At 74.9% G+C, this 26,644-nt stretch carries 24 protein-coding genes; 4 read left to right on the top strand and 20 right to left on the bottom strand.

What is annotated here, in order from left to right; translation table 11 throughout:
* Window position 1 precedes the first annotated feature (1 nt).
* On the top strand, window positions 2-1,255 hold the full coding sequence (locus tag G5V58_RS09405; protein WP_230487222.1) for a phospholipase D-like domain-containing protein: 1,254 nt from the start codon (window positions 2-4) through the stop codon (window positions 1,253-1,255).
* Between the two features lie 138 nt (window positions 1,256-1,393).
* Here G5V58_RS09405 and G5V58_RS09400 read toward each other — a convergent pair whose 3' ends face one another.
* The 14 genes from G5V58_RS09400 to G5V58_RS09335 all read right to left on the bottom strand — a co-directional run bounded on the left by G5V58_RS09400 (window position 1,394) and on the right by G5V58_RS09335 (window position 19,310).
* Complete coding sequence (locus G5V58_RS09400) at window positions 1,394-3,049, bottom strand: PucR family transcriptional regulator (protein WP_165231493.1); 1,656 nt, start codon at window positions 3,047-3,049, stop codon at window positions 1,394-1,396.
* An 83-nt stretch (window positions 3,050-3,132) separates the two neighbouring features.
* Window positions 3,133-4,260 carry an o-succinylbenzoate synthase gene (gene menC, locus G5V58_RS09395; RefSeq protein WP_230487221.1) on the bottom strand — a complete coding sequence of 376 codons (1,128 nt, stop codon included), beginning with the start codon at window positions 4,258-4,260 and terminating at the stop codon, window positions 3,133-3,135.
* Complete coding sequence (locus G5V58_RS09390; RefSeq protein WP_165231490.1) at window positions 4,257-5,120, bottom strand: GNAT family N-acetyltransferase; 864 nt, start codon at window positions 5,118-5,120, stop codon at window positions 4,257-4,259. The genes menC and G5V58_RS09390 overlap by 4 nt, the downstream gene beginning before the upstream one ends.
* Before the next feature lie 32 nt (window positions 5,121-5,152).
* Window positions 5,153-6,280 (bottom strand): M20/M25/M40 family metallo-hydrolase, encoded by a 1,128-nt coding sequence (locus G5V58_RS09385; RefSeq protein ID WP_230487220.1) that lies wholly within the window; start codon window positions 6,278-6,280, stop codon window positions 5,153-5,155.
* Entirely contained in the window at window positions 6,277-9,474 is a 3,198-nt protein-coding gene (locus tag G5V58_RS09380; RefSeq protein WP_230487219.1) for a serine hydrolase, read from the bottom strand. The genes G5V58_RS09385 and G5V58_RS09380 overlap by 4 nt, the downstream gene beginning before the upstream one ends.
* 90 nt (window positions 9,475-9,564) lie before the next feature.
* Window positions 9,565-10,302, bottom strand: a complete 738-nt coding sequence (locus G5V58_RS09375; RefSeq protein WP_165231487.1) for an ABC transporter ATP-binding protein — start codon at window positions 10,300-10,302, stop codon at window positions 9,565-9,567.
* On the bottom strand, window positions 10,299-12,215 hold the full coding sequence (locus G5V58_RS09370) for a dipeptide/oligopeptide/nickel ABC transporter permease/ATP-binding protein (RefSeq protein WP_230487218.1): 1,917 nt from the start codon (window positions 12,213-12,215) through the stop codon (window positions 10,299-10,301). The genes G5V58_RS09375 and G5V58_RS09370 overlap by 4 nt, the downstream gene beginning before the upstream one ends.
* 24 nt (window positions 12,216-12,239) lie before the next feature.
* The gene (locus G5V58_RS09365; RefSeq protein WP_165231481.1) at window positions 12,240-13,256 is read right to left on the bottom strand and encodes an ABC transporter permease; all 1,017 of its coding nucleotides are present in this window, start codon (window positions 13,254-13,256) and stop codon (window positions 12,240-12,242) included.
* Between the two features lie 30 nt (window positions 13,257-13,286).
* A complete protein-coding gene (locus G5V58_RS09360; RefSeq protein WP_165231477.1) occupies window positions 13,287-14,873 on the bottom strand; it encodes an ABC transporter substrate-binding protein in 1,587 nt (528 codons plus the stop codon).
* A gap of 50 nt (window positions 14,874-14,923) precedes the next feature.
* A complete protein-coding gene (locus G5V58_RS09355; protein ID WP_165231474.1) occupies window positions 14,924-16,312 on the bottom strand; it encodes a serine hydrolase domain-containing protein in 1,389 nt (462 codons plus the stop codon).
* Window positions 16,313-16,404: 92 nt separating this feature from the next.
* Window positions 16,405-17,157 carry an FAD:protein FMN transferase gene (locus tag G5V58_RS09350; protein ID WP_230487217.1) on the bottom strand — a complete coding sequence of 251 codons (753 nt, stop codon included), beginning with the start codon at window positions 17,155-17,157 and terminating at the stop codon, window positions 16,405-16,407.
* Window positions 17,154-17,606: an FMN-binding protein gene (locus tag G5V58_RS09345; RefSeq protein ID WP_165231471.1), complete on the bottom strand. Its 453-nt coding sequence runs from the start codon at window positions 17,604-17,606 to the stop codon at window positions 17,154-17,156. Before G5V58_RS09345 ends, G5V58_RS09350 begins: the two co-directional genes overlap by 4 nt.
* A 4-nt stretch (window positions 17,607-17,610) precedes the next feature.
* The gene (locus G5V58_RS09340; protein WP_165231468.1) at window positions 17,611-18,981 is read right to left on the bottom strand and encodes a ferredoxin reductase family protein; all 1,371 of its coding nucleotides are present in this window, start codon (window positions 18,979-18,981) and stop codon (window positions 17,611-17,613) included.
* Window positions 18,978-19,310: a hypothetical protein gene (locus G5V58_RS09335; RefSeq protein ID WP_165231465.1), complete on the bottom strand. Its 333-nt coding sequence runs from the start codon at window positions 19,308-19,310 to the stop codon at window positions 18,978-18,980. The genes G5V58_RS09340 and G5V58_RS09335 overlap by 4 nt, the downstream gene beginning before the upstream one ends.
* 120 nt (window positions 19,311-19,430) lie before the next feature.
* Here G5V58_RS09335 and G5V58_RS09330 point away from each other — a divergent pair, with 120 nt between their 5' ends.
* The 3 genes from G5V58_RS09330 to G5V58_RS09320 all read left to right on the top strand — a co-directional run bounded on the left by G5V58_RS09330 (window position 19,431) and on the right by G5V58_RS09320 (window position 21,890).
* Window positions 19,431-20,105: a response regulator transcription factor gene (locus tag G5V58_RS09330; RefSeq protein ID WP_165231462.1), complete on the top strand. Its 675-nt coding sequence runs from the start codon at window positions 19,431-19,433 to the stop codon at window positions 20,103-20,105.
* Window positions 20,102-21,352: an ATP-binding protein gene (locus G5V58_RS09325; protein WP_230487216.1), complete on the top strand. Its 1,251-nt coding sequence runs from the start codon at window positions 20,102-20,104 to the stop codon at window positions 21,350-21,352. Before G5V58_RS09330 ends, G5V58_RS09325 begins: the two co-directional genes overlap by 4 nt.
* A 76-nt stretch (window positions 21,353-21,428) precedes the next feature.
* Window positions 21,429-21,890, top strand: coding sequence for a DUF2231 domain-containing protein (locus G5V58_RS09320; RefSeq protein WP_165231459.1), 462 nt, complete (start codon window positions 21,429-21,431; stop codon window positions 21,888-21,890).
* A gap of 1 nt (window position 21,891) precedes the next feature.
* Here G5V58_RS09320 and G5V58_RS09315 read toward each other — a convergent pair whose 3' ends face one another.
* The 6 genes from G5V58_RS09315 to G5V58_RS09290 form a co-directional block, all read right to left on the bottom strand.
* Window positions 21,892-22,593, bottom strand: a complete 702-nt coding sequence (locus tag G5V58_RS09315) for a hypothetical protein (protein ID WP_165231456.1) — start codon at window positions 22,591-22,593, stop codon at window positions 21,892-21,894.
* Window positions 22,590-23,216, bottom strand: coding sequence for a class F sortase (locus G5V58_RS09310; protein ID WP_165231453.1), 627 nt, complete (start codon window positions 23,214-23,216; stop codon window positions 22,590-22,592). The genes G5V58_RS09315 and G5V58_RS09310 overlap by 4 nt, the downstream gene beginning before the upstream one ends.
* Window positions 23,213-24,004: a DUF4397 domain-containing protein gene (locus G5V58_RS09305; protein ID WP_165231450.1), complete on the bottom strand. Its 792-nt coding sequence runs from the start codon at window positions 24,002-24,004 to the stop codon at window positions 23,213-23,215. The genes G5V58_RS09310 and G5V58_RS09305 overlap by 4 nt, the downstream gene beginning before the upstream one ends.
* Before the next feature lie 84 nt (window positions 24,005-24,088).
* Window positions 24,089-25,279: an RNA polymerase sigma factor gene (locus G5V58_RS09300; protein ID WP_165231447.1), complete on the bottom strand. Its 1,191-nt coding sequence runs from the start codon at window positions 25,277-25,279 to the stop codon at window positions 24,089-24,091.
* Window positions 25,266-25,604 carry a YciI family protein gene (locus G5V58_RS09295; RefSeq protein ID WP_165231444.1) on the bottom strand — a complete coding sequence of 113 codons (339 nt, stop codon included), beginning with the start codon at window positions 25,602-25,604 and terminating at the stop codon, window positions 25,266-25,268. Before G5V58_RS09295 ends, G5V58_RS09300 begins: the two co-directional genes overlap by 14 nt.
* A gap of 71 nt (window positions 25,605-25,675) precedes the next feature.
* Complete coding sequence (locus G5V58_RS09290) at window positions 25,676-26,599, bottom strand: DNA-3-methyladenine glycosylase family protein (protein ID WP_165231441.1); 924 nt, start codon at window positions 26,597-26,599, stop codon at window positions 25,676-25,678.
* Window positions 26,600-26,644: the final 45 nt, after the last annotated feature.

The following is a 26,644-nucleotide window of genomic DNA, read 5'->3' as shown; positions in this document are numbered from 1 at the left end:
GGTGAGCGGGGCCAGCATGCAACGAGCGCTGCGGTGGCTCCGGCGGACCCTGGCGGTGGTGTTCGGGGTGCCGGTGCTGATCGGCATCGCGATGTCGCTGGTCGACTCCTACCGCCGGCGCGGCAAGAAGCCCAAGCCGTTCCCGACCACGCCGCCGGAGACGGTCGAGGTCGGCGAGGTGGGGATCACGACCTACACCTTCGGCCAGGACGTGTACGCCGACATGCTGGGCGCGATCGGGCGGGCGCAGCGGCAGGTGCTGTTCGAGACCTACATCTGGAAGGGCGACGAGGTCGGCGAGCAGTTCAAGGCGGCGCTGGTCGCGGCGGCCGAGCGCGGGGTCGAGGTCTACTGCATCTACGACGGGTTCGCGAACCTCGTGGTCTCGCCCCGTTTCAAGCGGTTCCCGACCTCGCTCAAGGTGCTGCGCTACCCGGTGTACGGCGCGGGGTGGCGCTTCTTCGACCTGCGGCGCTACGGCCGTGACCACCGCAAGATCCTGGTCGTCGACGACACCGAGGGCTACGTCGGCGGCTACAACATCGGCACGGCGTACGAGACCGAGTGGCGCGACACCCACGTGCGGGTGACCGGGCCCGCGGTGCAGGACCTGCGCCGGGCCTTCGCCGACTTCTGGAACCTGCACCGGCGCCGGCGGTTCCGGGCCAGCGAGCGGCCGCTGCTGGTGGAGACGGCCAGCGCGTGGGAGCCGCGGGTGCGGTTCCACCGCAACGTGCCGCGGCTGTGGATGTTCCCCATCCGCGGGATGTACATCGAGGCGATCAACCGGGCCTCGCGCAACATCTGGATGACCCACGCCTACTTCATCCCCGACACCGACTTCGTCGAGGCGCTCACCGCCGCCGCCCGCCGCGGGGTCGACGTACGCCTGCTGGTGCCGCTGAAGTCCAACCACGTGGTGGCCGACTGGCTCAGCCGCGGGTACTTCGCGCAGCTGCTCGAGGCGGGTGTGCGGATCTTCCGGTTCAAGGACGCGATGGTGCACGCCAAGACCTCGACCGTGGACGGCTCGTGGGTGACGGTGGGGACGGCGAACATCGACCGGCTCAGCCTCACCGGCAACTACGAGATCAACATGGAGGTCATCGACCCGGACTTCGCGGCCGCCCTGGAGGAGGTCTACCGCACCGACGAGTCCAACTGCATCGAGCTGACCCGCGGCGAGTGGGAGGCGCGCGACCTGCACCGGCGCTTCACCGAGATGGTCCTGAGGCCGTTGCGGCCGCTGCTCTGAGCTCGGGCGTCCGGGGGCTTCGGGTGCCTGCAACCGTGCGGTTGTAACGCTCAGTTACCGGCTCTTCCGACCCGTTGCGGCGGGTCGGAAGAGCCGGTAACTGCGCGTTACAAGCGGGGCCTGGGCCGGCGGGGGCGGTCAGCCCCCGGCGAGGCCCAGCTTGAGCTGGAGCATGAGCGCGAAGCGCTGGTCCGGGTCGTCCAGGTCGACCTCGGCGACCTCGGCGACGCGGCGCAGCCGGTAGCGGAACGTGTTGGGGTGCACGAACACCGCGCCCGAGGCGGCGACCACGTCGCCGAAGGCGTCGAGCCAGGCCGCGAGGGTGGCCACCAGCGTGCTGTGGTGGCGCCGGTCGTAGTCGAGCAGGCGCGCGAGCGCGCCGCTGGGCCGGTCGCCGCGGGCGGCGGCCAGGTCGCGCAGCTCGAGCACGAGGGCCTCGGCCTGGAGCTCGTCGAGGCGGCCGACGCGGCGGTCGGCGCGACCCTCGCGCAGCACCCGCAGCGAGCGGTCGACGCTGCTGCGGCTGTGGGCCAGGCCGGAGAGGTCGGGGGTGACCGGGCCGACCGCCGCGATGGTGGGCAGCCGGTCGCCGACGCGGTCGCGGAAGTCCTGGACGATGCGCACGGCGCTGGTCTCGCCCTGGTCGGCCGGGCCGAGCAGCGGCAGCAGCCCGTAGGCCACGCCGCCGATCTCGGCCACGGCGGAGCGGGGGTGGACGGCGGCGAGGTGCAGGGCGAAGGCGTCGCTGAGCCGCTGCCGCTCGTGGACCAGGTGGGCCGGGTCGGCGTCGCCGTCGTCCGGGGCGGCGTGGCGCTCGTCGTAGGCGATCCCGAGCACGAGCAGCGGCTGGCCGGTCAGGCCGAGCCGCTCGAGCGCCTCGGGGGCGCCGGGTCCGCCCTCGAGGGCGGAGCTGAGCAGGTCGGCCCGGACCCGGCGCTGGACGTCGGCGCCCGCGCGCACCCGCAGCAGGTGCAGGGCGACCAGGCCAGCAGCCTCGCGCAGGGCCTCGGTGCGCTCGGCGCTGAGCGGGCCGGGTACGGCGGCCCAGATCGAGCCCAGCACCTCGTCGCCGGCCCGGACGGCGATGGCCACGCGCGGGAGCGTGAAGCCCTGGCTGCCGTCGGCGATCGGCTCCACGAAGACCGGCTCGTCGCTGCGCATCAGCGCCCGGAACACGCCGGCCTCCTGCAGGTGCCGGGCGTAGCGCGCGGGCACCTGCCGGCCCAGGATCGTCTCCACGCGCGAGGGGTCGGCCTCGTCCTGGCGCCCGGAGAAGGCCAGCACCCGGGAGCTGCGGTCCTCGATGGTCACCGGTGCGTCCAGGAGGCCGGCGATGGCGTTGGCCACCGCGAACAGGTCCCCCGACGGCAGCCCGCCCAGCGACTCGGTCTCGCCGCCGCCCACGTCGCCGGCGGCCAGCACCGAGCGCAGCATCTCGGCGAGGTGCCCCCACGGCACGCCGCGCGACAGCCCGAGCAGGGCCACGCCCGCGGCGTCGGCGGCCGTGCGCACGTCGTCGGTCAGCACCACCGGCGCCCGCAGCACCACCCCGACGGCACCCTGCGCGCCGAGGGCGGACAGCAGCGCGACCACCTGCTCCGACGACTCCACGCCCACGCCGAGGACCAGGGCCCGCGCCGGCAGCACGGGCTGGTCGAGCGGATCGTGGATGACCACGCCGCCGAGCTCGCCCTCGTGCTCCACGTCTCCGTGCGCGAGGTCGAGCAGGGTCGCGCCCAGGTCGTCCAGGACGCGGCCCAGGCTGGCGCGCGGACGGGCGGAGGTCGTCGGCACCCCCCGACCGTAGGCCGCGAGCAGCAGGCCCGACTAGTGCCTCAGCACCAAACAGGCGTCCCGGATGGTGCTTCGGGACGAACTCAGAGCGCGATCCACTCGGTGGAGACGGTGACCTCGGCCAGCCGCTCCTCGAGCGGTACGACGCCCAGCCCGGGCCCGGTGGGCACGTCCAGGTGCCCGTCGGCCAGCACGAACGGCTCGGTCAGGTCCTCGGCGTAGTAGCGCCCCGACCCCGACGTGTCGCCGGGCAGCGTGAAGCCGGGCAGCGCGGCCAGCGCGACGTTGGCGGCGCGCCCCAGGCCGGTCTCGAGCATCCCGCCGCACCACACCGGGACGCCGGCGGCGACGCACACGTCGTGGATGCGCTTGGCCTCGAGGTAGCCGCCGACCCGACCCGGCTTGACGTTCACGATCCGGCACGCGCCCAGCCGGATCGCGGCCGCCGCCGTCTGGGCCGAGACGATCGACTCGTCCAGGCAGACCGGGGTCCTGATCAGCTTCGCCAGGTCGGCGTGGCCCAGGACGTCCTCCTCCTCCAGCGGCTGCTCGATGAGCAGCAGGTCGAAGGGGTCCAGCCGGGCCAGCTGTCCCGCGTCGGCGAGGGTGTAGGCCGTGTTGGCGTCGACCTGGAGCAGCACGTCGTCGCCGAACCGCTCGCGCACCGCACGCACCGGCTCGACGTCCCACCCGGGCTCGATCTTGAGCTTGATCCTGAGGTAGCCCTCGTCGAGGTAGCCGGCCACCGCGTCCAGCAGTTGCGGCACCGAGTCCATGATCCCGACCGAGACGCCGCACGGCACCCGTTCGTGCACGGCGCCCAGCTCGCGGGCGAACGACCGGCCGGCGGCCCGCAGCTCGGCGTCGAGCACGGCGGTCTCCAGCGCGGCCTTCGCCATCCGGTGGCCCTTGACCGGCGCGAGCAGCGGGGCCACGGCGTGCGCGCCGGTGAGCCGTCCGTCCGCCGAGCCGGCGGCCAGCCGCGGGACCAGGAAGCCGCGCAGCACGTCGGCCGCCGCGTCGGCGTACTCCGAGGAGTAGAGCGGCGCGGCCATGGCCACGCACTCCCCCCAGCCCTCGGCCGCATCGGTGACCACGCGGACGAGCAGGATGTCGCGGTCGGTCTCGGTGCCGAACGACGTGCGGAACGGCGACCGCAGCGGCATGGCCACCCGGCGCAGCTCGACACCGGTCATCTTCAGCGGCGTCACCGGACGCCCCGCACGACGTACCAGCCGGCGCGGTCGAAGCCGTCGATCCGCCCGCCCCGGCCGACCAAGGCGGTCAGCGCCTCGCGCACGGCCAGCCGCCAGCGCTGAGCCGTGGCCGGGTCGGTGGCGCGCAGCCGCCCGATGTCGGGGGGTACGCCGACCAGGAAGGTCCCGCTGCCGTCCAGCCGGCCGGGTGCGGGGCCGCCGTCGCCTCCCACCCCGAGCGCGACGGCGGCCCCGGTTGCGAGCTCGTCCGGAGCGGACGGGCCCACGCTCTCCCCGGCGCACGCCAGCGCGACGCGCGGGTCGCCGAGCCGCCACCGGACGAGGAGACGGTCGGAGTCGTCGTCGCCGTTGAGGGCATCGGCCATGGGGCCGTAGAAGTTGGGGAGGTACTCCGCCGCGGTCGCGCCCAGCTTGACCAGGTTGAAGTAGGCGTTGCGCGACACCAGCGGGTCGAAGGTCCAGGCGATCTCGCCGACGCCGCGCAGCATGGCCCACGAGCGCTGGTGCAGCTTGAGCGCGAAGCCGACGCTGCGCCCGCTCGCGGCCACGCCGGCGATGTGGCTGTGCAGCGCGTCCTCGCCCGGGGCGTGGAAGAAGCCGACGCAGGCGCCGACCAGCCGGCCGTCCTCGAAGGCGCCGCCGACGTAGTTGCCGGCCTTGGTGAAGGCCCGCAGGAGCTCGAGGGTCACCGGCGGGTTCTCGGCCCGGCCCCAGATCCCCGCGAACAGCGCGACCACGCCCTCGAGGTCGGCCAGGTCGGCGAGGTCGCGCACGGTCACGCCCGCGGCGCGCGCGGCGGCGTCGGCGGCCTGGACGGCGCGGTCCACGTCGCTCGCCACCCTCAGCTCGGTCATGGCTCCCATGCTGCTCAGGTCGTCGGGCGCGGTCATGGTCGCACCGCACCAGATGCGACGAGGTCGTTCGTCCGCACGGCCAGCAGCTCCTCGAGCAGCCCGCGCAGCAGCGCGGTCCGGCCGGGTAGCGCGTCGACGAGGACGTGCTCGTCCTCGGCGTGCGCACCGCCGCCGACCGCGCCGAGCCCGTCCAGGGTCGGGGTCCCGACGCCGGCGGTGAGGTTGCCGTCCGACGCGCCGCCCACGGAGGCGGCGCTGGGCGCAGGCAGGCCGAGCCGGTCCGCGACGGCCTGGGCCAGCGCGAACAGCGCGGCCGAGGCGGTGGCCTCCAGCGGCGGCCGGTTCGGGCCGCCGAACACCTCGACCTCGGCCCCCGGCAGCACCGGCGCCAGCGCCCGCAGGGCGCGGTCCACCCGCTCCTGCTCGGCCACCGTCCGCACGCGCACGTCGACCGAGAACGAGCCGCCGGCGGGCACGGTGTTGCTGGTGCTGCCGGACCGGCCGGCCGTCGGGGTGACCGTGGTGCCGGCAGAGGCGTCCCCCAGGCGCGCCACGGCCAGCACCTGGTGCGCGAGCTCGACGCTGGCGTTGACCCCGCGCTCGGGCTCCAGCCCGGCGTGGGCCGCGCGACCGGTCGCGCGCACGTCGTACAGCGAGACGCCCTTGCGCTCGGTCTTGAGCGCGCCGCCGTCGGCCGAGGCTTCGAGCACCAGGACGGCCTCGGCCAGCCGGGCCTCGTCCTCGACCAGGCCTCGTGAGCTGGGCGAGCCGAGCTCCTCGTCGCCGGTCACCAGCACGGTGACACCGTCCAGGCCGGCCGCGGCCGCGAAGGCCATGGCCACGCCAGCCAGCATGTCGAAGCAGCCCGGGCCGCGGAGCACGCCGCCCTCGACGGCGTACGGGCGGCGCTCGAGCGTGCCGAGCGGCCACACCGTGTCGTGGTGGCCGAGCAGCAGCACCCGCGACGGCCCGGAGCCGAGTCGCCAGCGCAGGTGGGTCCGGCCGTCCAGGACGATCCGCTCCGGCTCGACGCCCATCCGGGCCGCGCCGACGCCGGCGACCACGTCGGCGGAGCGCGCCACCGCGTCGAGGTCGGCCGACGGCGACTCGCACTCGACCAGCAGGCGGATGTCGTCGAGCAGAGCGTCCAGGTCGGTCACGACGAGACCTTGGGCGTGGCCCGCACGCCGAAGTGGAGGTACTTCTCGCCGGTCGGCAGCTCGTAGAACGTCACCGGCGCCCACGTCTCCACACCCGGCGGGCGCAGGGCGAACAGCGCCGGTCCGACGGGCACGAGGGGGTACTCCTCGACCGGGTCCGGCTCGAGCTCGGCCAGCGGCCCGGTCAACGTGGTGCGCAGCAGCGGCCCGTCCGGGCCCTGCTCGACGTCCATGCGCACCGAGGTGCGCTCGTAGGTGCCGACGTACGGCGTGATGTCGACCTCGGCGTCGGCCGGCGGGGTGAACCGCTCGGGCATCTGCACGCCGGCCAGCGCCGCGAACAGCTCGCGGTAGAGGTCCTCGTAGAGGTCGCGGGTGTGGCCCCCGTTGGTGAGCAGCGCGACGGCCAGTCCGCCGCCCTCGCCGTCGGGCAGCACGCGCAGGAACGCCGCCTGGCCCAGCGTGTTGCCGTCGTGGCCGACGAGCCGTTGCCCGCCCCAGCCGAAGCGGATCCAGCCCAGCCCCCAGGAGTCGCCCAGGATGATCTTGTCGGGCAGGTCGGCCTGGTGCGCGGCCATCGCGGCGGTGCTCTCCTCGCTCAGCAAGCGGGTGCCGTCGGCGGCGACGCCGCCGGTCAGGTGCATCCGGGCGAAGGCCAGCACGTCGGCCACCGGCGCCGAGACCAACCCGGCCGGTCCGATCGAGCGGGGCAGCTGCCAGGCCGCGGCCGGCACGGTCTCGCCGTCGCGCTGGTCGTGGCCCACGGCCGCGGCGTGCAGCAGCGCGTCCTCGGGCAGGGTGACCGTGCGCTCCAGGCCGAGCGGGACGTAGAGCTCGTCGCGCATCGCCTCGTCCCAGGTCTTCCCGGTCACCTGCTCGATGACCCGGCCCAGCAGCGCGTAGCCGGAGTTGCAGTAGGACCAGGTCGCGCCGAGCGGGTGGTTCTGCCCGGCCTCGCCGAGCACCTCGACGTACTTCTCCAGGCAGTCGTCGCCGCGGCCGGTGTCGGTGAACACGTCGCCGTCGATGCCGCTGGTGTGGGTGAGCAGGTGGCGCAGGGTGACCTGCTTGGTCACGTCGGGGTCGGCCAGCCGCAGCTCCGGCAGCACCTCGGCGATCGGGGAGTCCAGCTCGAGCAGGCCCTGGTCGACCAGTCGCATCGCGACGGTGGCGGTCCACACCTTGGTGATGGAGCCGATCTGGAAGAGCGCGTCGGTGCTGACCGGGTGCTGCGTGCGCACGTTGAGCACGCCGTGCGCCGCCTCGACCAGCTCGTCGGGCGCGCCGCCGCGGCCGGTGCGCAGGATGCCGAGCTGCGCGCCCGGGACGCCGTGCTTCTCGGCCAGCCGCTCGAGCCGGCGCTGCCAGTGCGCGGCGTCCAGCCGCGGCCGGCCGCCGCCGGTGGTGTACCGCTCGAGCCAGTCCAGGACCCGGCGGTTGAAGTCCAGGCGCTGCGACGGCGCCCCGAGCAGGATGAAGACGTGCGAGGCGCCGGGGTAGACGACGAGCTGGGTCTCCACTCCGAGCTCGACCAGGCTGGTGTGCCACTGCTGGCCCTGGCTGAGCGGGCAGGTCCGGTCGTCCTCGCCGTGCAGGACCAGCGTCGGGGTGCGGACCTGGGCGACCTGCGTGATCGGTGACATGGCGGCGTACCGCTCGGGCTCGTCCCAGGGCGTGCCGCCCAGCTCGTAGGCGGACAGGCAGAGGTCGTCGCTGGTGCCGTACATGCTGACCAGGTCGCTCACCGTCCCACCGGCGACCGCCGCGGCGAACCGGTCGTCGTGACCGGTGAGCCAGCAAGCCGTGAAGCCGCCGTAGCTGTAGCCGGCCACGGCCAACCGCTCCGGGTCGGCCAGCCCCTCGGCCACCAGCTGGTCGAGCGGCTCGAGGAAGTCCTTGGCGTCACCCACTCCCCAGGCGCCGTGCACGCCGTCGTAGAACGCCTCGCCGTAGCCGTCGCTGCCGCGCGGGTTGACCAGCAGCACCGCCCAGCCGCGCTCGACCAGCTCCTGGTGGTAGAGGTGGATCTCGTCGGCCGCGGCGTTCCACGCGTTGTGCGGGCCACCGTGCACGTCGAGCAGCAGCGGCTTGGGCCCGGGCCGCGCGGGGTCGTGGAGGAGCCAGCCCTCGACCTCGGTGCCGTCGGAGACCGTGAAGGTCCGCGCCTCGCGCGGGTGGTGCACGACGTCGGCCAGCGCCGCGCCGTGGTCGGTCAGCACGGTCTCGGTGCCGCCCTCGAGCGCCACGACCTCGCCGTACGACGTGGGCGTGGCCAGCGCCACGACCGCGCGGTCGCCGACCAACGAGAGCCCGGAGACGACCCGGCCCTCGCCGGCCAGCTCGGCGCGGGCGCCGGTGCCGTCGCTCGCGACCGACCACAGGTGGGTGCAGCCGCGCTCGCGCAGGCAGAACCAGACCCGGCCGTCGACCTCCACGGGCAGGCCGCCGGGGTAGGCCGGTGCACCCGGCATCACGTTGCGGTCCAGGCCCGCGGCCAGGTCGACCGGCTCGCCGCCGTCGAGCGGCACGCGCAGCAGGTGGGCGTGCCCGACCGGGTCGCCGGGGTAGCCCACCACGAGGAGGGCCGAGCCGTCCGGCGTCCACGTCGCGGCCGCGGCGATGCCGTCGGCCAGCGCGACCGTGCGGGGGTGGGCCAGCGCGTCGTCGACGTCGAGGGTGAGGACCGGGACGCGGAACCGCTCGCCCGTGCCTCGGGCGAAGACGAGGGTGCGGCCGTCCGGGCTCCAGCGCGGGGCGGCCACGTGGTGGTCGCCGTCGGTGACCTGGCGGACCGATCGCGCGGCCACGTCGAGGACGTGGAGCTGGCTGCGCGTCGCGCCGTAGGTCCCGGCGCCGTCGGCCTGGTAGTCGGTGCCGTCGGTGACCATCGGGCCCTCGGCCCCGCCGGTGGGGTCGACCGGGGCGGTGAAGGCCAGCCGCGCGCCGTCGGGGCTCCACTGCGGGGCACCGGCGCCGAGGGCCAGGTCGGTGAGGACGTCGACCTCGCCGCCGGCCACGTCGACCACCGCGACCTGGCCGCCGCGCAGGAAGGCCAGGCGGGAGCCGTCCGGTGACCACACCGGCGCGGTGTCGGCCGGACCGTGGGTGAGCCGCCGGTCCCGGTCGGTGACCAGCCACAGCTCGTCGACGTTGCGGTCCCCCTCGGCGTCGAGGGTGCGCAGCACGTAGGCCACGCGCGCACCGTCCGGGGAGAGGGCCGGCTGGCTCGGCACGGCGAACGCCGTGAGGTCGTCGATGCGGAGGCGTCGCGGCGAGGGGGGAGGTCATGACGGGGTGGTCCTTCCGGGTACGGCGGCCAGCAGCGCGCGCGTGTAGTCGTGACCGGGCTCGGAGAGGACCTGGGCGGTCGGCCCCTCCTCCACGATCCGGCCCTGGTGCATGACCGCGACGTGGCTGGCGACGTAGCGCACCACGGCGAGGTTGTGGGAGATGAACAGCATCGAGAGGCCCAGCTCGCGCTGGAGCTCGCGGACCAGGTTGAGCACCGCGCCCTGGATCGAGACGTCGAGGGCGGAGGTGATCTCGTCGGCGATGACCACCTGCGGACGACCGGCCAGGGCGCGGGCCAGGGCGACCCGCTGGCGCTGGCCACCGGAGAGCCGGGACGGGAGGTCGCCCGCGCGGGACGGGTCGAGGTGCACCATTTCCAAGAGCCGCTCGACCTCGGCGCGGCGTTCGGCGCGGGAGGCGCCCGGCGGCATGGCCTCGGCCACGCTCTGGCCGATGGACATCCGGGGGTCGAGCGAGGAGTAGGGGTCCTGGAAGACCATCTGGAGTGGCCGGCGCCGCCCACGGGTCGGGACCGGGGCGCCGTCGAGGGTGATCGTGCCGCCGCTCACCGGCGCCAGCCCGACGGCGGCGCGGGCCAGGGTGGACTTGCCCGACCCCGACTCCCCCACCAGCCCGACCACGCGCCCGGCGGGCACGGTGAGGCTGACGCCGTCCACGGCCAGCGTGCGGTCGTAGCGGACGGTCACGTCGTCGAAGCGCAGCTCGCTCACGGGGTCTCCAGCAGCTCGGACAGCTCGGCCAGGTCGGCGTCGGCCCGCACGACGGGGTCGGGCAGCGGCTCGCCGGCGTGCCAGCAGGCCACCCGGCCCTGGGCGGTGTCGACCAGGGGCGGGTCCTCCGCCCGGCAGCGCGCGTCGGCCAGCGGGCACCGCGGCGCGTAGGGGCACCCGGGCGGCACGGCGTCGGGGGTGACCGGGCGGCCGGGGATGGTGGCCAGCGGGGCGTCGAGGTCGGTGGCCATGTCCGGTACGGCGGCCACCAGCGCCCGCGTGTAGGGGTGCTGGGCGGCGGTGCGCAGACCGGCCGCGGGGAGCTCCTCGACGACCTGGCCGGCGTACATCACGAGGACGCGGTCGCAGACCTCGCCGACCACGGTGACGTCGTGGCTGATGAGGACCAGGGCCACGTCGTCGGCGTCGCGGATGGCGGCGAGCAGGTCGAGGACCTGCTGCTGGACGGTGACGTCGAGGGCCGTGGTCGGCTCGTCGGCCACGATCAGCGCGGGGGTGCCCATCAGGCCCATGCCGATCATGGCCCGCTGGCGCATGCCGCCGGAGTACTCGTGCGGGTAGCGCTGGGCGCGCTCGGCCGCGTCGGCGATCCGGACCGCGTCCAGCCGGTCGACGGCCCGGTCCAGCGCCTCGCGGCGGGTCATGCCGAGGTGGGTGGTGCCGACCTCGGCGAGCTGCCGGCCGATGCGCTGGGTCGGGTTGAACGACGTCATCGGGTCCTGGAAGACCATGGCCAGCGAGGTGCCGAGCATCCGGCGCTGGGCCGGGGTGTCCTGGGCCTGCAGGTCCTGGTCGAGCAGGGCCAGCCGGGAGGCGGTCACCGCGCCGGCGTCGACCAGGCACGACACCGCGAGCGCGGTGAGCGACTTGCCGGAGCCGGACTCCCCCACGATGCCGACGGACTCGCCGCGGCGCACGGTGAAGGAGACGCCGCGGACCGGGCGCACCGGCCCGTTCGCGCCGGGGAAGGTCACGACCAGGTCCTGCACGTCGAGGACCAGGTCGTCCTCGCGACCGGCCGCGGACCCGCCCGCGGGCGCCGCGTGGTCCACCCGGACGCGCCGGGTGTCGGGCAGCCGGATCCCGGCGATCGCGTCGACGCCGAGGCCCTTGGCCACCGACTCGCCGAACAGGTTGAAGGCCAGGCCGGCCAGGAGCACGGCGGCGCCGGGGACGAGAGCGGCGGCGGCGTTGACGTAGATCGAGCTGATCCCGTCGAACAGCAGCCGGCCCCAGTCGTACTGCGGCTGCTGGACGCCGAGGCCGAGGAAGGACAGCCCGGCGAAGGAGAGCAGCGCGCCGCCCGCGCCGATGGTGGCGTTGACGACCAGCGGCTCGGCGATGTTGGGCAGCACGTGGCGGACCAGGATGCGGGGGCGGCTGACCCCCGCGACCCGCGCGGCCGCGACGTAGTCACGCGACTCGACCCCGGCGACCATCGTCTGCACGAGCCGGCCGAAGGCCGGGGCGCCGGCCAGCCCGATGGCCAGCACCGCCCCCGTGGCGCCCACGCCGAAGATGACCGCGAAGAACAGCGCGAGCAGGATCCCGGGGAAGGCGACCGCGATGTTGATGACCGTGCCCATCAGCCGGCGCAGCCGGGAGCCCAGCAGGAACGACAGCGCGCCGAGGGCCAGCCCGGCGACCACGGCGATGACCGTCGCGGCCAGGGCGAGCCCGAGCGAGAGCCGGGTGGCGACCAGGGTGCGGTAGAGGATGTCGCGCCCGAGGTTGTCGGTGCCCGCCCAGTGCTGGCCGGACGGTCCGGCCAGGAGGTTGCTGGTGTCGATCGCGTTCGCGTCGTCGGTCCACAGCAGCGGACCGAGCACGGCCAGCGCGACGACCGCGACGGTCAGGGCGGTGGCGGCCAGGCCCAGGGGCGTGCGGAGCACGCTCGTCCATCGGCGCACGGCAGGTCAGTCCTCCCGGATCATCGAGCGCGGGTCGAGCAGCGCGAGGGCCACGTCGACGAGGGTGTTCACCAGCAGCACGCTGGCGCCGTACACGATCACCACGGCCTGCACGACCTGGTAGTCCTTGTTGAGGATCGAGGACACGATCGTGCTGCCGAGCCCGGGCCAGGCGAAGACGTTCTCGACCAGCACGGTGCTCGCCACCATCGCGCCCAGGATCAGCCCGCCGAGGGTGAGCGACGCGGTCAGCGCGTTGGGCAGCGCGTGGCCGAGGTAGACCCGGCGCTTGGGTAGCCGCTTGGCCCGCGCGGTGCGCACGAAGTCGGCCTCGAGCACCATCACCATCTCGATGCGCACGATCCGGGCCAGGATCGCCGCCGGGCCGATGGCCAGCGACAGCACCGGCAGGACGTACGCCGACGGGCTGTCGTTGCCGGCCACCGGCAGCCAGCCGAGGTTGACGCCGAAGACGTAGACGAGCAGCACGCCGAGCAGGAAGTCCGGGACGATGCCGAGGAACACGCTGGAGGAGGTGAAGACCAGCTCGGTGCGCCGCCCGTGGCCGCGCCGGGTCAGCACGCCCATGGCCACGCCCAGCGGCACGGCCACGAGCACGGCGACCAGGAAGGCCAGCAGGGCCAGCGCCAGCGTGGCCGGCAGGCGCTGCGACACGATCTCCGAGACCGGCAGCTGCGAGGTCAGCGAGGTGCCGAGGTCGCCGGTGAACAGGTGCTGCAGGTAGTGCCAGTACTGCACCAGCAGCGGGTCGTCCAGACCGATCTCCGCGCGCTTGGCCGCGACCAGCGCGGGCGGCGCGGTGGGCCCGAGGGCCGCGCGCACCGGGTCGCCCGGGATCAGGTGGATCATCAGGAACGACGCGGTGACCAGCACCCACAGGGAGACGACCAGCCGACCGAGCCGGCGCACGCCGAAGCGCAGCCAGGGGTGGACCGTCACCCCGCGCGCCGGGCGCACCGGCGCGGGGGGTGCAGGAGGGGCGACCGAGTTCGCCAGGGCCATGTCGCGGGACCGTCGCTGTCCGGGTCGCCGCTACTTGGCCAGCATGCGGATGCTGGTCGGCATGAAGGTGCCCGGGTAGTCGAACTGGGCGCCGTTGCCGTAGGTCTTCACCGCGCTGGTCGCGAAGGGGACGATGTCGGCGGCCGCGACCAGCTTGCTCTCGGCGTCGAGCCAGGTCTGGCAGCCCTCGGTCCCGGCCATCTGGGTGGCGGCCTTGACGCCCGCGGTGTAGTCGGCGTTGTCGATGCCGGAGAAGTTGGTGCCCTGGTCGGCCAGGCCCGGCCCGGAGAGGAACGGGACCAGCTGGTCGGGGCTGTTGACGTTGAGCGGCAGCCAGGCGATGTCCCAGTCCCCGGTCCCGAAGGTCGCTCCCTCGAGTGCGGTCTCGTCCACGCCCTTGGCGGTCACGTCGGCGCCGGCGGCCTTCCACTGCTGCACCGCGAGCTCCGCGGCCGCGGCCACGGCGCTGCCCGCCGCGCTGGAGTACAGGAAGGTCAGCTTCTGGCCGGCGAGCGGGCCCTTGGCCGCGTCGGCGTCCATGGCCGGCATGGCCGGGGTGATGGAGTCACCGGGGCAGGCGACCGGGGCCAGGCCCGCGAACGTGGTGGCCGGGCTGCCCTCGCCCGCCGTCGCCACCTTGGCCAGCTCGGCGTAGTCGACCGCCTGGGTCAGCGCCATCCGCACGGCGGGGTCGCTGGTGCCGTGGCCGGCGTCGTGGTTGAACCACTGCTCGCCCACCATCGCGGTGGTGCTGACGCTGAACAGCTTGGCCGCGTCGAGGCGCTTGGCGTCCGGGCCCTGGATGGTGGCCGCGTTGACCTCGCCGGACAGCAGCAGGTTGGAGGCGGTGCCCTCGTTCTGCACGATCTTCATCACGATCGTGTCGGGCATGCCGTTCTCGTCGGTGGTGGCGCCGTTCGGGCCCCAGGTGTAGCCGTCGCGGATCTGGTAGGTGTAGTGGTCGCCCGGCACGGCCTCGGTGAGCTCGTAGGGGCCGGTGCCCTCCGTGGTGTTCTTGAGTGCAGCCCGGTCCTGCATCCCCGAGGCGCACACCATCGGCAGGCTGGCCAGGCCGTTGAGCACGAACGGCGCGGGCTCGGCGAGCGTCATGGTGACGGTGCCGGCGGCGTCGTCGCCGGTGGCCTTCGCCCCGACCGGCACGAAGGTGCCGAGGTAGGGGCTCTTGTTCTTGGGGTCGCCCACGTAGCTGATGTTGTCGGCGGCCTGGCTCGCGGTGAACGGCGTGCCGTCGGAGCAGGTGATGCCCTGGGCGAGGGTGAGGGTGACCGTGGTGCCGTCGACCGTCCAGTCGGTGGCCAGCTGCGGCTCGACCTCGCCGGACTGCCCGTCCACGAAGACCAGGTTGTCGTAGGCGAGCTGGTTGACCGCGAACAGCTGGGTGCTGGCCGAGGACTGCGGGTCCAGCTTGCCGGGGTCGCCGGCCAGGGACATGGTGAAGGTCCCGCCGTCGACGTACTGCGACTCGGGGGCCGCGTTCTTGGTCTCGCCGCCGGCCGCGGGCTTGTCGTCGTCGCTGTCGCTGCCGCCCCCACAGCCGGCCAGGGCCGCGGCGACCGCCGTGGCGAGGAGGACGGTGCGCACCGTGCTGAGCTTCATGTCGTGATCTCTCTCGAGGCTGGCGGGAGGTCGGGTCGGGGCTGGGCGGGTCAGACGCCGGCGCGGCGCACGATGCGGCCGAGGAACAGGTAGCGCGAGCGCCCCTCGCCGTCGTCGCCGAGGAAGGCGTGCGGCATGTGCATGCCACGGTCCGGCTGGAGCGGGATGAGCATGTCGTCGCCGTAGCCCACGAGCTCGACGGTGCTGGTCTCCTCGCCGAGCTCGGCCAGGAAGCCCTTGGGCACGGTCTCGATCCAGACCCGGCCCTCGTCGTCCTGGCTGACGTTGAGGTCGTAGACCTCCGCGGAGTAGGTGCCGACGTAGCGGCTCGCGTCCACGGGCTCCGGGTGCGCGGGCGGCGTGGGCAGGGCCTTGGTCTGCACGCCGCCCAGCTCCTCGAGCACGTGGCCGACCACGTCGCGGTAGAGGCTGAACGCGTCCCCGCCGTTGCTGAGCAGCACGACCGCGAGCCCGTGCTCGGGCACCATCCGGCAGAACGCCGCCTGGCCGATCGTGTTGCCGTCGTGGCCGACGACCGCGCTGCTGGCGTCGTCGAAGCGCTCGAAGCCGAGGCCCCACGAGCTGCCCATCATGCCGATCGGCGGCAGGGTGACCTGCTGCTCCTGCATCCGGGCGCTGGTGCCCGGGGCCAGCACCCGGGTGCCGTCGGCCGCCGTGCCGTCCTCGAGGTGCATCCGGGCGAAGGCGAGCAGGTCACGGGCGCGCATGGTCAGCATCGAGCCGGCCGGTGCGTTGGAGCGGGCCATGGCCCAGACCGGCGCGGGCTGCTGGCCGCCACCGGGCTCCTGCTCCATGTGGCCGACGGCCGCCCGGAAGAGGATCGCCTCGTAGGCGTTGGTCGCGGTGTGGGTCAGCCCGAGCGGGCCGATGAGGTGCTCGCGCAGGGCCGCGTCGTACGTCGTGCCGCGGACCACCTCGACCAGCCGGCCGAGCACGCAGTAGCCGGCGTTGTTGTAGGAGAAGCGCTCCCCGGGCGGGAACAGCTGGGCGACGTCGCCGAGCGTGGCGACGTACTTCTCGACGCAGTCGTCGCCGAAGCCGGTGTCGGTGAAGATGTCGCCCTCGAAGCCCGCGGTGTGGCTCAGCAGCTGGCGCACGGTGATGACCGCGGCCGCCGCCTCGTCGGCGATCCGGAACTCCGGCAGGTAGGTCCGCACCGGCGCGTCGAGCTCGACCTCGCCCTCGTCGACCAGCTGCATGACCAGGGAGGCGGTCCAGAGCTTGGTGACCGAGCCGATCTGGAAGACCGAGTCCGCGGTGGCCTCGACGCCGGTGGACTTGCTCAGCAGGCCGCTCGCGCCGTCGACGACCTGCCCGTCGTGGAGGACGGCCCAGGCCGCGGCCGGGACGTCGTACTTCTCGAGCAGCTGCGGGACCTGCTCCTCCAACCAGCTGCCGACGTGCTCCAGATCACCCATGCCGACACGCTAGGAAGACCGGCAGCGGCGGTGTTCGTCGCGGGCGACCAACACCGCGGCGTGGCTTGGGGCGTCTCGACGAACCGCGGGGCTCAGCCGCCCAGGACCTCCCGGGTGCCGTCGGCCCAGACGACCAGGCCGGTGCGGCGCCGGCTGCGCAGCCAGCGGGCCGCGTCGCGGCCGAGGGCGAAGGCGGCCGTGGCATCGAGGTCGGCCCAGGTCAGGTCGTCGTGGACCACGGTGACCGAGGCGACGGCGTCGGGAACGGCCCCGGTGCGGGCGTCGACGACGTGGCCGCCGCGGTGGGCCAGCCCGGAGGTGGCGACGGCGCCGGCGCGGACGGGTACGACGGCCACGACGCGGGTGGGGTCGTGCGGGTCCTCGATCCCGATCCGCCAGGGCGGCGCGTCCGGGTCGGCCACGTGGGCGACCAGGTCTCCCCCGGCGCTCAGGCACACGTCGGTGTCGGGGAGCGCGCGCAACGGACGCGCGGCGCGCTCCACGGCCCAGCCCTTGACCACGCCGGTCGGGTCGAGGACGCCACCGCGGCGCACGTCGAAGGCGCCGTAGGACTGGAGCCGGGCCACCTCGCCGAGGGCCAGGACCTCGGCCACCTCGGGCGGCCCGTCGTCGACCGCCACCTCGCCGCGGCCCAGCCGGCTGACGAACGACTCGGGTCGGTAGGTGCTGAAGACGCGGTCCACGTCGCGCAGCGCGGCCAGGGCCTCGGCCCAGGCGCCGCGGGCGGCGGCGTCGTCGGTGTGCCGGCCACGCAGGGCCAGGCTGATGGGCAGGCCCATCACCTGCTCGACGTACCGCGCGGGCCTCGTCGCCGTGGCGCTCACGCCGACGCCTGGTCCAGGGCGGACTGCAGGGAGGTGAGGTAGCCCTGGCTGGTCACCGTGGCGCCGCTGACCATGTCGACGTGGGCGCTCTGGGCGTCGAGGGTCTCCTGGACCAGCCGGGGCAGGGCGAAGGAGTTGATCTGCTGGTCCTCGTGGCTGCCGCTGGGGTACTGCAGCACCTCGACGTCGGTGATGGTGCCGGAGGTGTCCAGGGTGAGCTGGACCTGGACCGGCCCCCAGCGGGTCTGGGCCACGTCGCCGGTCACCGTGCTGGTGCCCCCGCCCGTGCCACCGCCGCCCCCGCTGGCTGCGGCGACGCTCCTGGTCGACAGGCTGGCTCCGACCGGGGCCTGCGCGGTGGCGGCGGGGCCGGACGTGGACGTGTGGTAGCCGAAGAGCAGCACCACCGCCGAGAGCGTGCTCATCAGCCACAGGACGATGCGCTTCATGCGGTCACCACCGGAAGGTCTCGACGTGCAGGTGCTCGGGCGGGAGACCGGCGGCCAGGGCCGCGCGGCCGATCTCGGTGGCCCACTCCTCGGGGCCGCAGACGTAGACGTCGCGGTGGGCGAGGTCGGGCACGTGGTGCAGCAGGTGGCGCGGGTCGTTGCCGGGCGCGGTCCGGGAGCCGGGCAGGTCGACCACGCGCAGGCCGCGCTCGAGGCTCAGAGCGGCGAGCTCCTCGGCGAAGAGCGGGCGCTCGGCGTAGCGGTGGACGAGGACGGCCTCCCCCGGCCCGTAGTCCAGGCCCTCGGCCAGCGCGCGCAGCGGGGTGATCCCGACGCCGGCGCCGACGAGCGCGACGTGGCGCCGGGTGCGGACCCGCGCGCTGAGCCGGCCGTGCGGGCCCTCGACGAGCACGCGGGTGCCGGGACGCAGCCGCGCCACCTCGCGGCTGCCGTCACCGAGGTCCTTGACCGTGAGTCGCAGGCGGCGCCCGTCCGGCGCGGCGGACAGGGAGTACGGGTGCGCGCGGCTCCAGCCGGGACCGGCCAGGAAGCGCCAGGTGAGGAACTGGCCGGCCTCCACCGGCATCCGGTGCAGGTCGCGACCGGCCACGTGCACCGACACCACTCCGGGCGCCTCGGGGACGACTGCGGTGACGCGCAGGTCGTGGCGCAGGGTGCGGTACGCCGGGACGCCGACGCGCCAGACCAGCACCGCCACCGCGGCCAGCGCCCACGCCGTCCACCAGAACAGCGTGCGCGCCGCGGACCCGACGAACTGCTGACCGGTCCACAGCTGGTGCGGCAGGGCGAGGCCGACGCCGAGGTAGGCGTAGAGGTGCAGCAGGTGCCACGACTCGTAGCGCAGTCGCCGACGCGCCGCGCGGACGCTGGTCACCACGACCATGACCAGCGCGAGGGTGCCGGCAGCGGCGAGCAGCATCCCGGGGTCGTCGAGGACCAGCCGCCAGAGCCGGCCGGGGCTGGCGAGGAGGTCGCCGCCGGCGTACCCGACCGAGGTGGTGAGCACGTGGGTCACCATCAGGTCGAAGCCGACGAAGCCCACCACCCGGTGCACCCGCGCCAACCGGTCCTGGCCGAAGGCGCGCTCGAGCACCGGCACCCGAGCCATGAGCACGACCTGGGCCAGCAGCAGCACGCTGGCCACCAGGCCGGTGAGCCGACCCACGGACAGGACCAGGGCGCCACCGGCCAGCGGCGCGCCGAGCCCGCCGTCGGCGACCCACCAGTAGGTCACGAGCAGCAGGGACAGCCACAGCGTGGCGCCGGCGGCCAGGCGGGCTCCCTGGTCAGCGGCGGCCCGGCTCGGGCGCGGGCGCGCGACCGGGACCCGCGCGACCGTGGGGACGGTGGTCACGTCGGCGACCCGGAGGTGCCGCCACCCTGCGCGGGCGCGCCGGGGAGCTGACCGCCCGGAGCCTGACCGTTCTGGCTCCCGGTCTGGCCGCCGGGCAGGCCACCGTTCAGGCCACCGTTCAGGCCACCGGGCGGGCCCTGCTGCTGGAAGCCCGGCTGCTGGGTGCCCGCGTCGTCGGCGGTGGCCCGGCCCACGGCGAAGCCGCCCAGGCCCACGGCGACCAGGGCCGCCACCGCGGCGCCGGCGAGGGTCGCCCGGAGCCGGCTCCAGGGCGTCGGACCGGCGGGACCGGTCGGTGGCGTCGGCTCGGGGTGCGGTGTCTCGGTCATGTCCGGGAGTCTCCGGGGCTCATCTGATGACCGACCCGGCCCCGCCTGTGCGTCACCTGTGAGGACGGCGCGCTGCATGAAGACTCCGTGAAGCGACCGCGCGGGGTGCATCGTGGAGCCGTGCGGGTGCTGCTGGCCGAGGACGACCTGCGGCTGGCCGACGTCCTGACGCGGACGCTGGCCGAGGCCGGCTGGGACGTGGAGACCGTGCACGACGGGCTCTCGGCGTACCGCCGCGCGCTGCCCGACGGGATCCCCTACGACGTGCTCGTGCTCGACTGGATGCTCCCGGGCCTGGACGGGGTCGAGGTCTGCCGGCGGCTGCGCCGGCTGGGCGTGACCACGCCGGTGCTGGTGCTCACCGCCCGCGGCGAGGTGCGCGACCGGATCGAGGGGCTCGACGCGGGCGCAGACGACTACCTGCCCAAGCCGTTCGACCTCGACGAGCTGCTGGCCCGGCTCCGCGCGCTGCACCGCCGCACGGCGTACGCCGACCAGGACCACGTCAGTGTCGGCGACCTCACCGTCGACGCGGGCGCCCGGCGGGTGCACCGGGGCGAGGTCGAGGTCGAGCTGTCCACGCGGGAGTTCGACATCCTGTGGCTGCTGGCGAGCAACGCCGGGCGGGTGGTGTCGCGCTACGCGATCCTCGACGAGGTCTGGGACGGCGAGACCGACCTCAGCAGCAACGTCATCGACGTCCACGTCGCGGCCATCCGGCGCAAGGTGGACCGGCCCTTCGGCACCGCCAGCATCACCACCGTGCGGGGCGCCGGCTACCGGCTCGAGCGGTGAGCCGGCTCCCGCTCCGGGTCCGGCTGGTCGCCGGGTTCTCCCTGGCCATGCTGGTGCTGCTGACGGGGGCCGGCGCCTTCGTCTACTGGCGGGTGGAGTACGCCCTGGACCGCGGTCTGGACACCGACCTCACCCGCGCCACCGAGGTCATCTCCTCACGGGTCGGCGCGGACGGCACCGTGCGCGACCGCGACGAGGCCGAGGCGACCGGGACGACGTGGCAGGTCCTGAGCAGTGGGGGCGCCGCCCTCGACTCCGGCGGCCCGGCCACCGAGCGGCCGCTGCTGTCCCCCGCCGAGCTGGTCCCGGGCACCTACGACTCCGGGAGCCTGCTGCCGGCCTCGGACGAGCCCTACCGCATCCGGGTCTCCGACCTGCCCGGCGACCAGGTCCTCCTCGTCGGCGCGCACCGGGACCGCCGCGACGAGGCCCTGCGCGAGCTGCTCCTCCAGCTGGTCCTGGCCGGTGGCACCGCGCTGGTCGTCGCCTCGGCGGTGGGGTACGGCGTCGCGCGCTTCGCCCTGGCCCCGGTCGAGCGCTACCGGCGCCGCGCGGACGAGATCGCGGCCGGCGCGGTGGACGTCCGGCTCGACGTGCCGGACGGGGCCGACGACGAGGTCACCCGGCTCGGCCACACCCTCAACGAGATGCTGGACGCCCTCGACGAGTCGCTGGCCCGCGAGCGCCGCTTCGTGCAGGACGCCAGCCACGAGCTGCGCACGCCGCTGACCCTGCTCCGCTCCCGGATCCAGCTGGCCCGGCGCCGGCCCCGCTCGGTGGCCGACCACGAGGAGGTGCTCGAGGAGCTCGAGGTCGACGTCGACCGCCTGGCCGCGCTGGCCGAGCAGCTCCTGGAGCTCAGCACCGCCCGGCCCTCGCGCGAGGTGCTGCTCGACCGGGTCCGCACCAACCTGGTCACCAACGCCGAGCGGCACGGCGCCCCGCCCGTGCGGGAGACGACCGAGCGCCGCGGTGGCTACGAGGTGGTCACGGTCAGTGACGCCGGGCCGGGGATGCCGGCGGAGCTGCTGGCCACGGCCACCGAGCGGTTCACCCGCGCGCCCGAGGCCCGCTCGCGACCCGGGGCCGGCCTGGGCCTGGCCCTCGTCGCCCGCCTGGTCCACGACGCCGGGGGCGAGCTGCGCCTGTGCCACGCCGGCCACCACGTGTCGTACGGCGTCCCGACCGGGCTCGCCTGCACCCACGGCCCGGAGATGACCGCGACGGCGTACCTGCCCCTGGACTAGCCACGGACCGGCCGGGGGCACGCCGTGACCAGCGGCTTCACGTCCCCTTCATCTTCGCCGACCTAGGTTCCGGGTCGTGTTCGACACCGTCAACGGCCTGCCCGTCCACCCGCTCGTCGTGCACGCCGTCGTCGTGCTGCTGCCCCTGGCCTGCCTGGGGACCCTGGCCATCGCCGTCCGGCCGGCGTGGCGGCGCCCGTACGGCCCGCTCGTCGTGGCCAGCGCCGCTCTGGCCACCGTGCTGATCCCGGTGGCCACGTCCAGCGGCGAGCAGCTCGAGAAGCACGTCGGCGACCCCGGCCGGCACGCGGAGCTCGGCGACCAGCTCATCTGGTTCGCGATCCCGCTCCTGGTGCTGTCGCTGGCCCTGGTCGCGCTGGACCGCTGGCCGCGCGGCGGCACCGCGCTGGTCCGGACCGTCGGCGTGCTCGCTGTCGTGGCCGGCGTGGCCGCGTCCGTGCAGGTCTACCGGGTCGGCGACTCCGGCGCCCGCGCCGCGTGGGGCGACCAGATCTCGTCCTCCTCGGGCGGGGAGTGACTCAGCCCTCGAGCGAGGCCAGCAGCCGGTCCTGGCGCTGGGCACCGGTGAGGTCGACGACCCAGTCGCCGTCGCCCGTCGGCTGACCGCACGGCAGGGGCACGGCGTCGAAGTCCTGGCTCGGGTCGAGGCAGGCGACGTTGAGGACGGTCCCGGGGCCGCTGACCAGGCGCCGGACGGTGCCGCCGGAGCCGTCGTAGTCCACGTCCATGGCCAGCACCCGCGCCAGGGTGCGGCCGGGCACCGTGGGCGACGCGCTGTCCATCGCGCCGTCGACGGTGTAGCTGAAGTAGAGCTCGGTCGCGGCCTGGCGCAGCCGGATGGTCTGCGGGTTGGTGCCCACGGTGTCGCGGTGGGCCAGCATCTTGCCGTCCATGGACCGGACGACCAGGTCGAGGGACTCCACCGAGCCCGGGAGCAGGTCCGGGTCGGTCGTGGTCATGGAGAGCTGCTCGACCGGCTGCGCGGCCCGGATCCAGGTGCTGACCTCGACGCTGCCGTCGGCGGCGACGTCGCTGGCGACGTACATCCCCTCGGCCGGCATGTCCGCGGGGAAGGGCTGGACGTCACGCTCGACCTTGGGCCGCGACTCGGTCGGGGGCGCGGGGTCGGGGACGTCGTCGCGGTTGAACCAGGCGAAGGCCAGCGCGATGACGCCGACCACGACGGCCACGGCGGCCAGGGACCGCAGACCGCGGCTCACGGGCGCCGCACCGCCTTGGCCAGGGGCACGGCGGTCACCACGGCGAGGTTCTGGTAGCCCCCCCGCGCGGCGTCGTAGGGCCCCGCGCAGGTCACGAGGGTCAGCCGTCGCCGCCCGTCCGGGGAGTGCAGCGACGAGCGCGGGCCGATGGTGCCCTGCGGCCGCAGCCGCAGCGAGACGATGCGGAAGGCCTGCTTGAGGCCGGCGGACCAGACGTAGACCCGGTCGCCGCGGTGGACCGAGAGCAGGTCCGCGAACGGCCCCAGGCCCTGGGTCCGCGAGTCGACGTGAGCGGCGACGAGCGTGCTGCCGAACGGATCGCCCAGGCGAGAGCCCCCGCTCCACCAGCCGGCCACGTCGATGTCGGAGGGTACGTCGAGCAGCCCGTTGTCGGTGGTGCCTACCGGGCGGATGCCCACCCTGCGCCCGTCGGGGAGCTGGATGCCCTCCGGCGCCTCGGGGACGACGCCGCCGACGCGCTGGGCCACCGCCGCCGCGGGCGCGGAGTGCGGCGGCGGCGCGGTGGCGGCCAGGGTCGGGGTGGACGTCGCGGCCGGCTGGGGGTCGCCGACGGCGCACCCCGACCCGGCCGCCACGGCGACCGTGAGGGCGGCGGCGCTCACCGTCCGGAGAAGGTCCACACGCGCACCCGGTCGACCAGCCCCGCGGAGCCGGTGTCGATCTGGCTCGGCGCCTGGGACGCTGACGCGGTGCCGCCCGTCGTGCGGGTGATGACGTTCATCGAGCCGTCCTTGGGGTTGCCCACGGCGTAGACGGCCGTGATGGTGCCCGGCTCGAGGTCCACGTCGAGCGGGCCCAGGATCGGGTCGGCCTTGATGCCGGCGGGCAGCAGCGAGACCACGTGGGCACCCGCGGCCACGTCGGCCTGCGCGAACTCGCCGTTGGCGATGTTGGTGAAGACGGTCTGGCCGTCGACGACCACGTCGGCCGGCGCGGTGGTCGCGGTGTGCGCGAGCAGCACGCGGGCCTTGCCGGGGTCGATCGGGTCGCTCGGCGTCGGGTAGACGCTGACGACCGGCTGCCCGCCGACCTCGGCCGGGCGGTGCACGACGACGTCGCTGGCCTGGCCGGCGCTCACGTCGACGGTGGAGTCGATGGTCTGCTTGCCGTCGGTGAAGCTCACCTGGTGGCTGCCCACGGCCAGCTCGAGCGGACCGACGACGGTCCCCTCGGCGACGTCCTTGCGGACCGGCTGGCCGTCCACGGTGACGGTGAGCTGGACCTGTGGGACGGCCTGGATGAGCGCGACCTGGCCCACGGCGGCCTTGGCCGGGGTCTGGGCCCGGGGCGCCGCCTCCTGGGCGTCGCTGGCGAAGCTGACGGTGGCGACGGCGCCGGCCACGGTGAGCGCGGCGGCGGCCGAGACGGCACGGATGATGCGTGTAGGCATGACGGTGGATCCCCCCTGGGCGCGCACGGAGCGCGCCCACTCAGCACGCTATCCGGGGGCTGGTCGGCCAAAACGCTGGTCTGGTCAGGTCACCCCGAACTGGGTACGCGCCAGGAGCTGGCGCCGCTCGGCCGCCGTGGGGGCGAGCGCGGCGGCCCGCTCGAGCTCGTCGCGGGCCTCGGCCACGCGCCCGAGGCGCTGCAGCAGGTCGGCCCGCACGGCCGGCAGCAGGTGGCTCTCCCGCAGTGCCGGCTCGTCGGCCACCGCCTCCAGGGCGCTCAGCCCGGCCTCCGGACCCAACGCCATGCCCACCGCGACCGCCCGGTTGAGGGTGACCACCGGCGTCGGGGGCAGCAGGTCGTAGAGCGCCACCGCTCGCGACCAGTCCGTGTCCGCGGCACGTGCGGCCCGGTCGTGGACCAGCGCGAGGTGGGCCTGGACGGCGTACGGGCCCCGCGGCGGCGGCGCGAGCGCCTCGGCCTCGCCGATCGCCGACAGGTCCCAGCGACTGCGGTCCTGGTCCTCCAGCGTGACCAGCTCGCCGTCGACGACGCGGGCGTGGCGGCGGGCGTGCTGGGCGAGCATCAGCGCGAGCAGCCCGCGCGCCTCCTCCTCGTCGGGGAGCAGGTCCACGAGCAGCCGGCCGAGCCGGACGGCCTCGTCGGCGAGCTCGGGCGACGCGGCGCCGGCGTAGCCCTGGGTGAAGACCAGGTAGACCACAGCGAGCACACCGTCGAGCCGCTCGGGCAGGTCGCCCTCGTCCGGCACGCGGTAGGGGATGCCGGTGTGGGCGATGCGCCGCTTGGCCCGCAGCAGTCGTTGGCTCATCGTCGCCTCGGAGACGAGGAACATCCGGCCCACGTCGGCCGTGCTCAGGCCCGCGACGACCTTGAGCGTCAGCGCCACCCGGGCCTCGAGCGCCAGCGCCGGGTGGCAGCAGGTGAAGACCAGGCGCAGCGGGTCGTCCTCGATCACCGGTCGCTCCTCGGGTGGGTCGGGCGGCGACTCGGGGGCCGGCAGCTGGGCGAGCTTGGCCCGCTCCACCCCCGCCCGCCGCAGGACGTCGAGTGCCCGCCGGTGGGCGGTGGTGGTGAGCCAGGCCGCGGGGTTGCGGGGTACGCCGTCGCGCGGCCAGGTGCGCAGGGCGCGCTCGGCCGCGTCGGCCACCGAGTCCTCCGCCAGGTCCCAGTCGCGGGTGGTGCGGATCAGCGCCGCGACGATGCGCAGCCGCTCGGTGCGCACCGTCTCCGCCAGGACGTCCTCAACCTTCGACAAAGGGGCGCAGCTCCAGCCGTCCGCCCACCGCCATGGGGTGCTCGGCGGCGACCCCGATGGCCTCGTCGAGGTCCGCGCACTCCAGGACGTCGAATCCGACGATCCACTCGCGGGACTCGGCGTAGGGGCCGTCGGTGACCAGCAGCTCGCCACGGCGACGCACGACGCTGGTGGCGTCCTCGGCCATCCGGACCTGGTCGCCCATCAGCCGGACGCCCGCGGCGTCGTACTTCTGCACCCACTCCTCCACGTCGAGGGTGCCGGTCAGATCGTCGTCGCTCTGGTCGCGCTCCGGGTCGAGGGTGACGAGCATGAGGAACTTCATCGGGGTGCCTCCCTGGGCTGTGGGTGTCGGTCTCGCAGCACGACGAACGGGCGGGCCCGGATCCGACAGGCCTACCGCTTGACCGGCAGGTGGGTGCGCGGCGCCATCCGCGCGCCGTGCCGGGGCCGGTGCAGGCGGGCCACGGCGAGCAGGTGCGGCACGCGGCCGCGCTGGGGCCGCCACGGCTCGAGGAAGGCCTCCATCTCGGCGTCGTCGAACGGCGTGCCGGTCAGCGCCCAGCCGACGTCCTTGGCCACGTGGTAGTCGCCGAAGCTGACCGCGTCGGGGTCGCCGAACGCCTTCTGCCGCACCTCGGCGCTGGTCCACACCCCGACACCGGGCAGCGTCCGCAGGCGCCGGTCGGCCTCCTCGTGGCTCAGGGCGATCGTGCGCTCGAGGCTGTCGGCGACCCGGGCCACCGTCACCACGGTGCGGCTGCGCGCGGGGTCGATGTGCATGCGCAGCCACTCCCACGAGGGCACGGTGCGCAGCGCCTCGGGCGTCGGCTGCACCCAGAGCCGCCGCTCCACGCCGGGGCCGGGCGCGCGCTCGCCGTAGCGGTGCACCAGACGGCGGAAGCCCGCGAAGGCCTCCTGCCCGGTCACCTTCTGCTCGATGATCGCGGGGACCAGGGCCTCCATGACCAGGCCGCTGCGACCGAGCCGCACGTGGGCGTAGCGGCGGCGGATCTCGTGGAGGACCGGGTGGCGCGGCTCGAAGCCGCTCCAGTCGTCATGCGCCCCGAGCAGCGCCGGCACGTGCTCGAGCGCCCAGTCCGCGCCCTCGCCCCAGGCCTCCGCCCGGACCTCGCCGTGGCGCAGCGGGTCGATGGCCAACGTGGCCGTGCCGACCGGCGTACGGCGGCCGAGCCAGACCCGCCCGGACTCCTCCAGCCGGAACGTCGGGTCGCTGCCGCCGTGGCGCTGCTGGTGCAGCACGCTCACCACCGGGCAGGGCCAGTCGGGGCGCCACACCCGCACCTGACCGCCTGCCACGCGCACGAGCCTACGGCGCACCGCCGACGGGCTAGGTTGCGTGCC

This window comes from Nocardioides anomalus, assembly GCF_011046535.1.
In the GTDB taxonomy this organism is placed as follows: Bacteria; Actinomycetota; Actinomycetes; order Propionibacteriales; family Nocardioidaceae; genus Nocardioides; species Nocardioides anomalus.
Note: the sequence above shows the minus strand (reverse complement) of the source record. Positions and strands in the feature narration are given on the sequence as shown.

Bases quoted from the DNA above. Each gene is read 5' to 3' on its own strand.
- G5V58_RS09390 (WP_165231490.1), bottom strand. From the start codon at position 5,120: ATGACCGAGCTGAGGGTGGCGAGCGACGTGGACCGCGCCGTCCAGGCC.
- G5V58_RS09365 (WP_165231481.1), bottom strand. From the start codon at position 13,256: ATGGCCCTGGCGAACTCGGTCGCCCCTCCTGCACCCCCCGCGCCGGTG.
- G5V58_RS09360 (WP_165231477.1), bottom strand. From the start codon at position 14,873: ATGAAGCTCAGCACGGTGCGCACCGTCCTCCTCGCCACGGCGGTCGCC.
- G5V58_RS09355 (WP_165231474.1), bottom strand. From the start codon at position 16,312: ATGGGTGATCTGGAGCACGTCGGCAGCTGGTTGGAGGAGCAGGTCCCG.
- G5V58_RS09345 (WP_165231471.1), bottom strand. From the start codon at position 17,606: ATGAAGCGCATCGTCCTGTGGCTGATGAGCACGCTCTCGGCGGTGGTG.
- G5V58_RS09335 (WP_165231465.1), bottom strand. From the start codon at position 19,310: ATGACCGAGACACCGCACCCCGAGCCGACGCCACCGACCGGTCCCGCC.
- G5V58_RS09305 (WP_165231450.1), bottom strand. From the start codon at position 24,004: ATGCCTACACGCATCATCCGTGCCGTCTCGGCCGCCGCCGCGCTCACC.
- G5V58_RS09295 (WP_165231444.1), bottom strand. From the start codon at position 25,604: ATGAAGTTCCTCATGCTCGTCACCCTCGACCCGGAGCGCGACCAGAGC.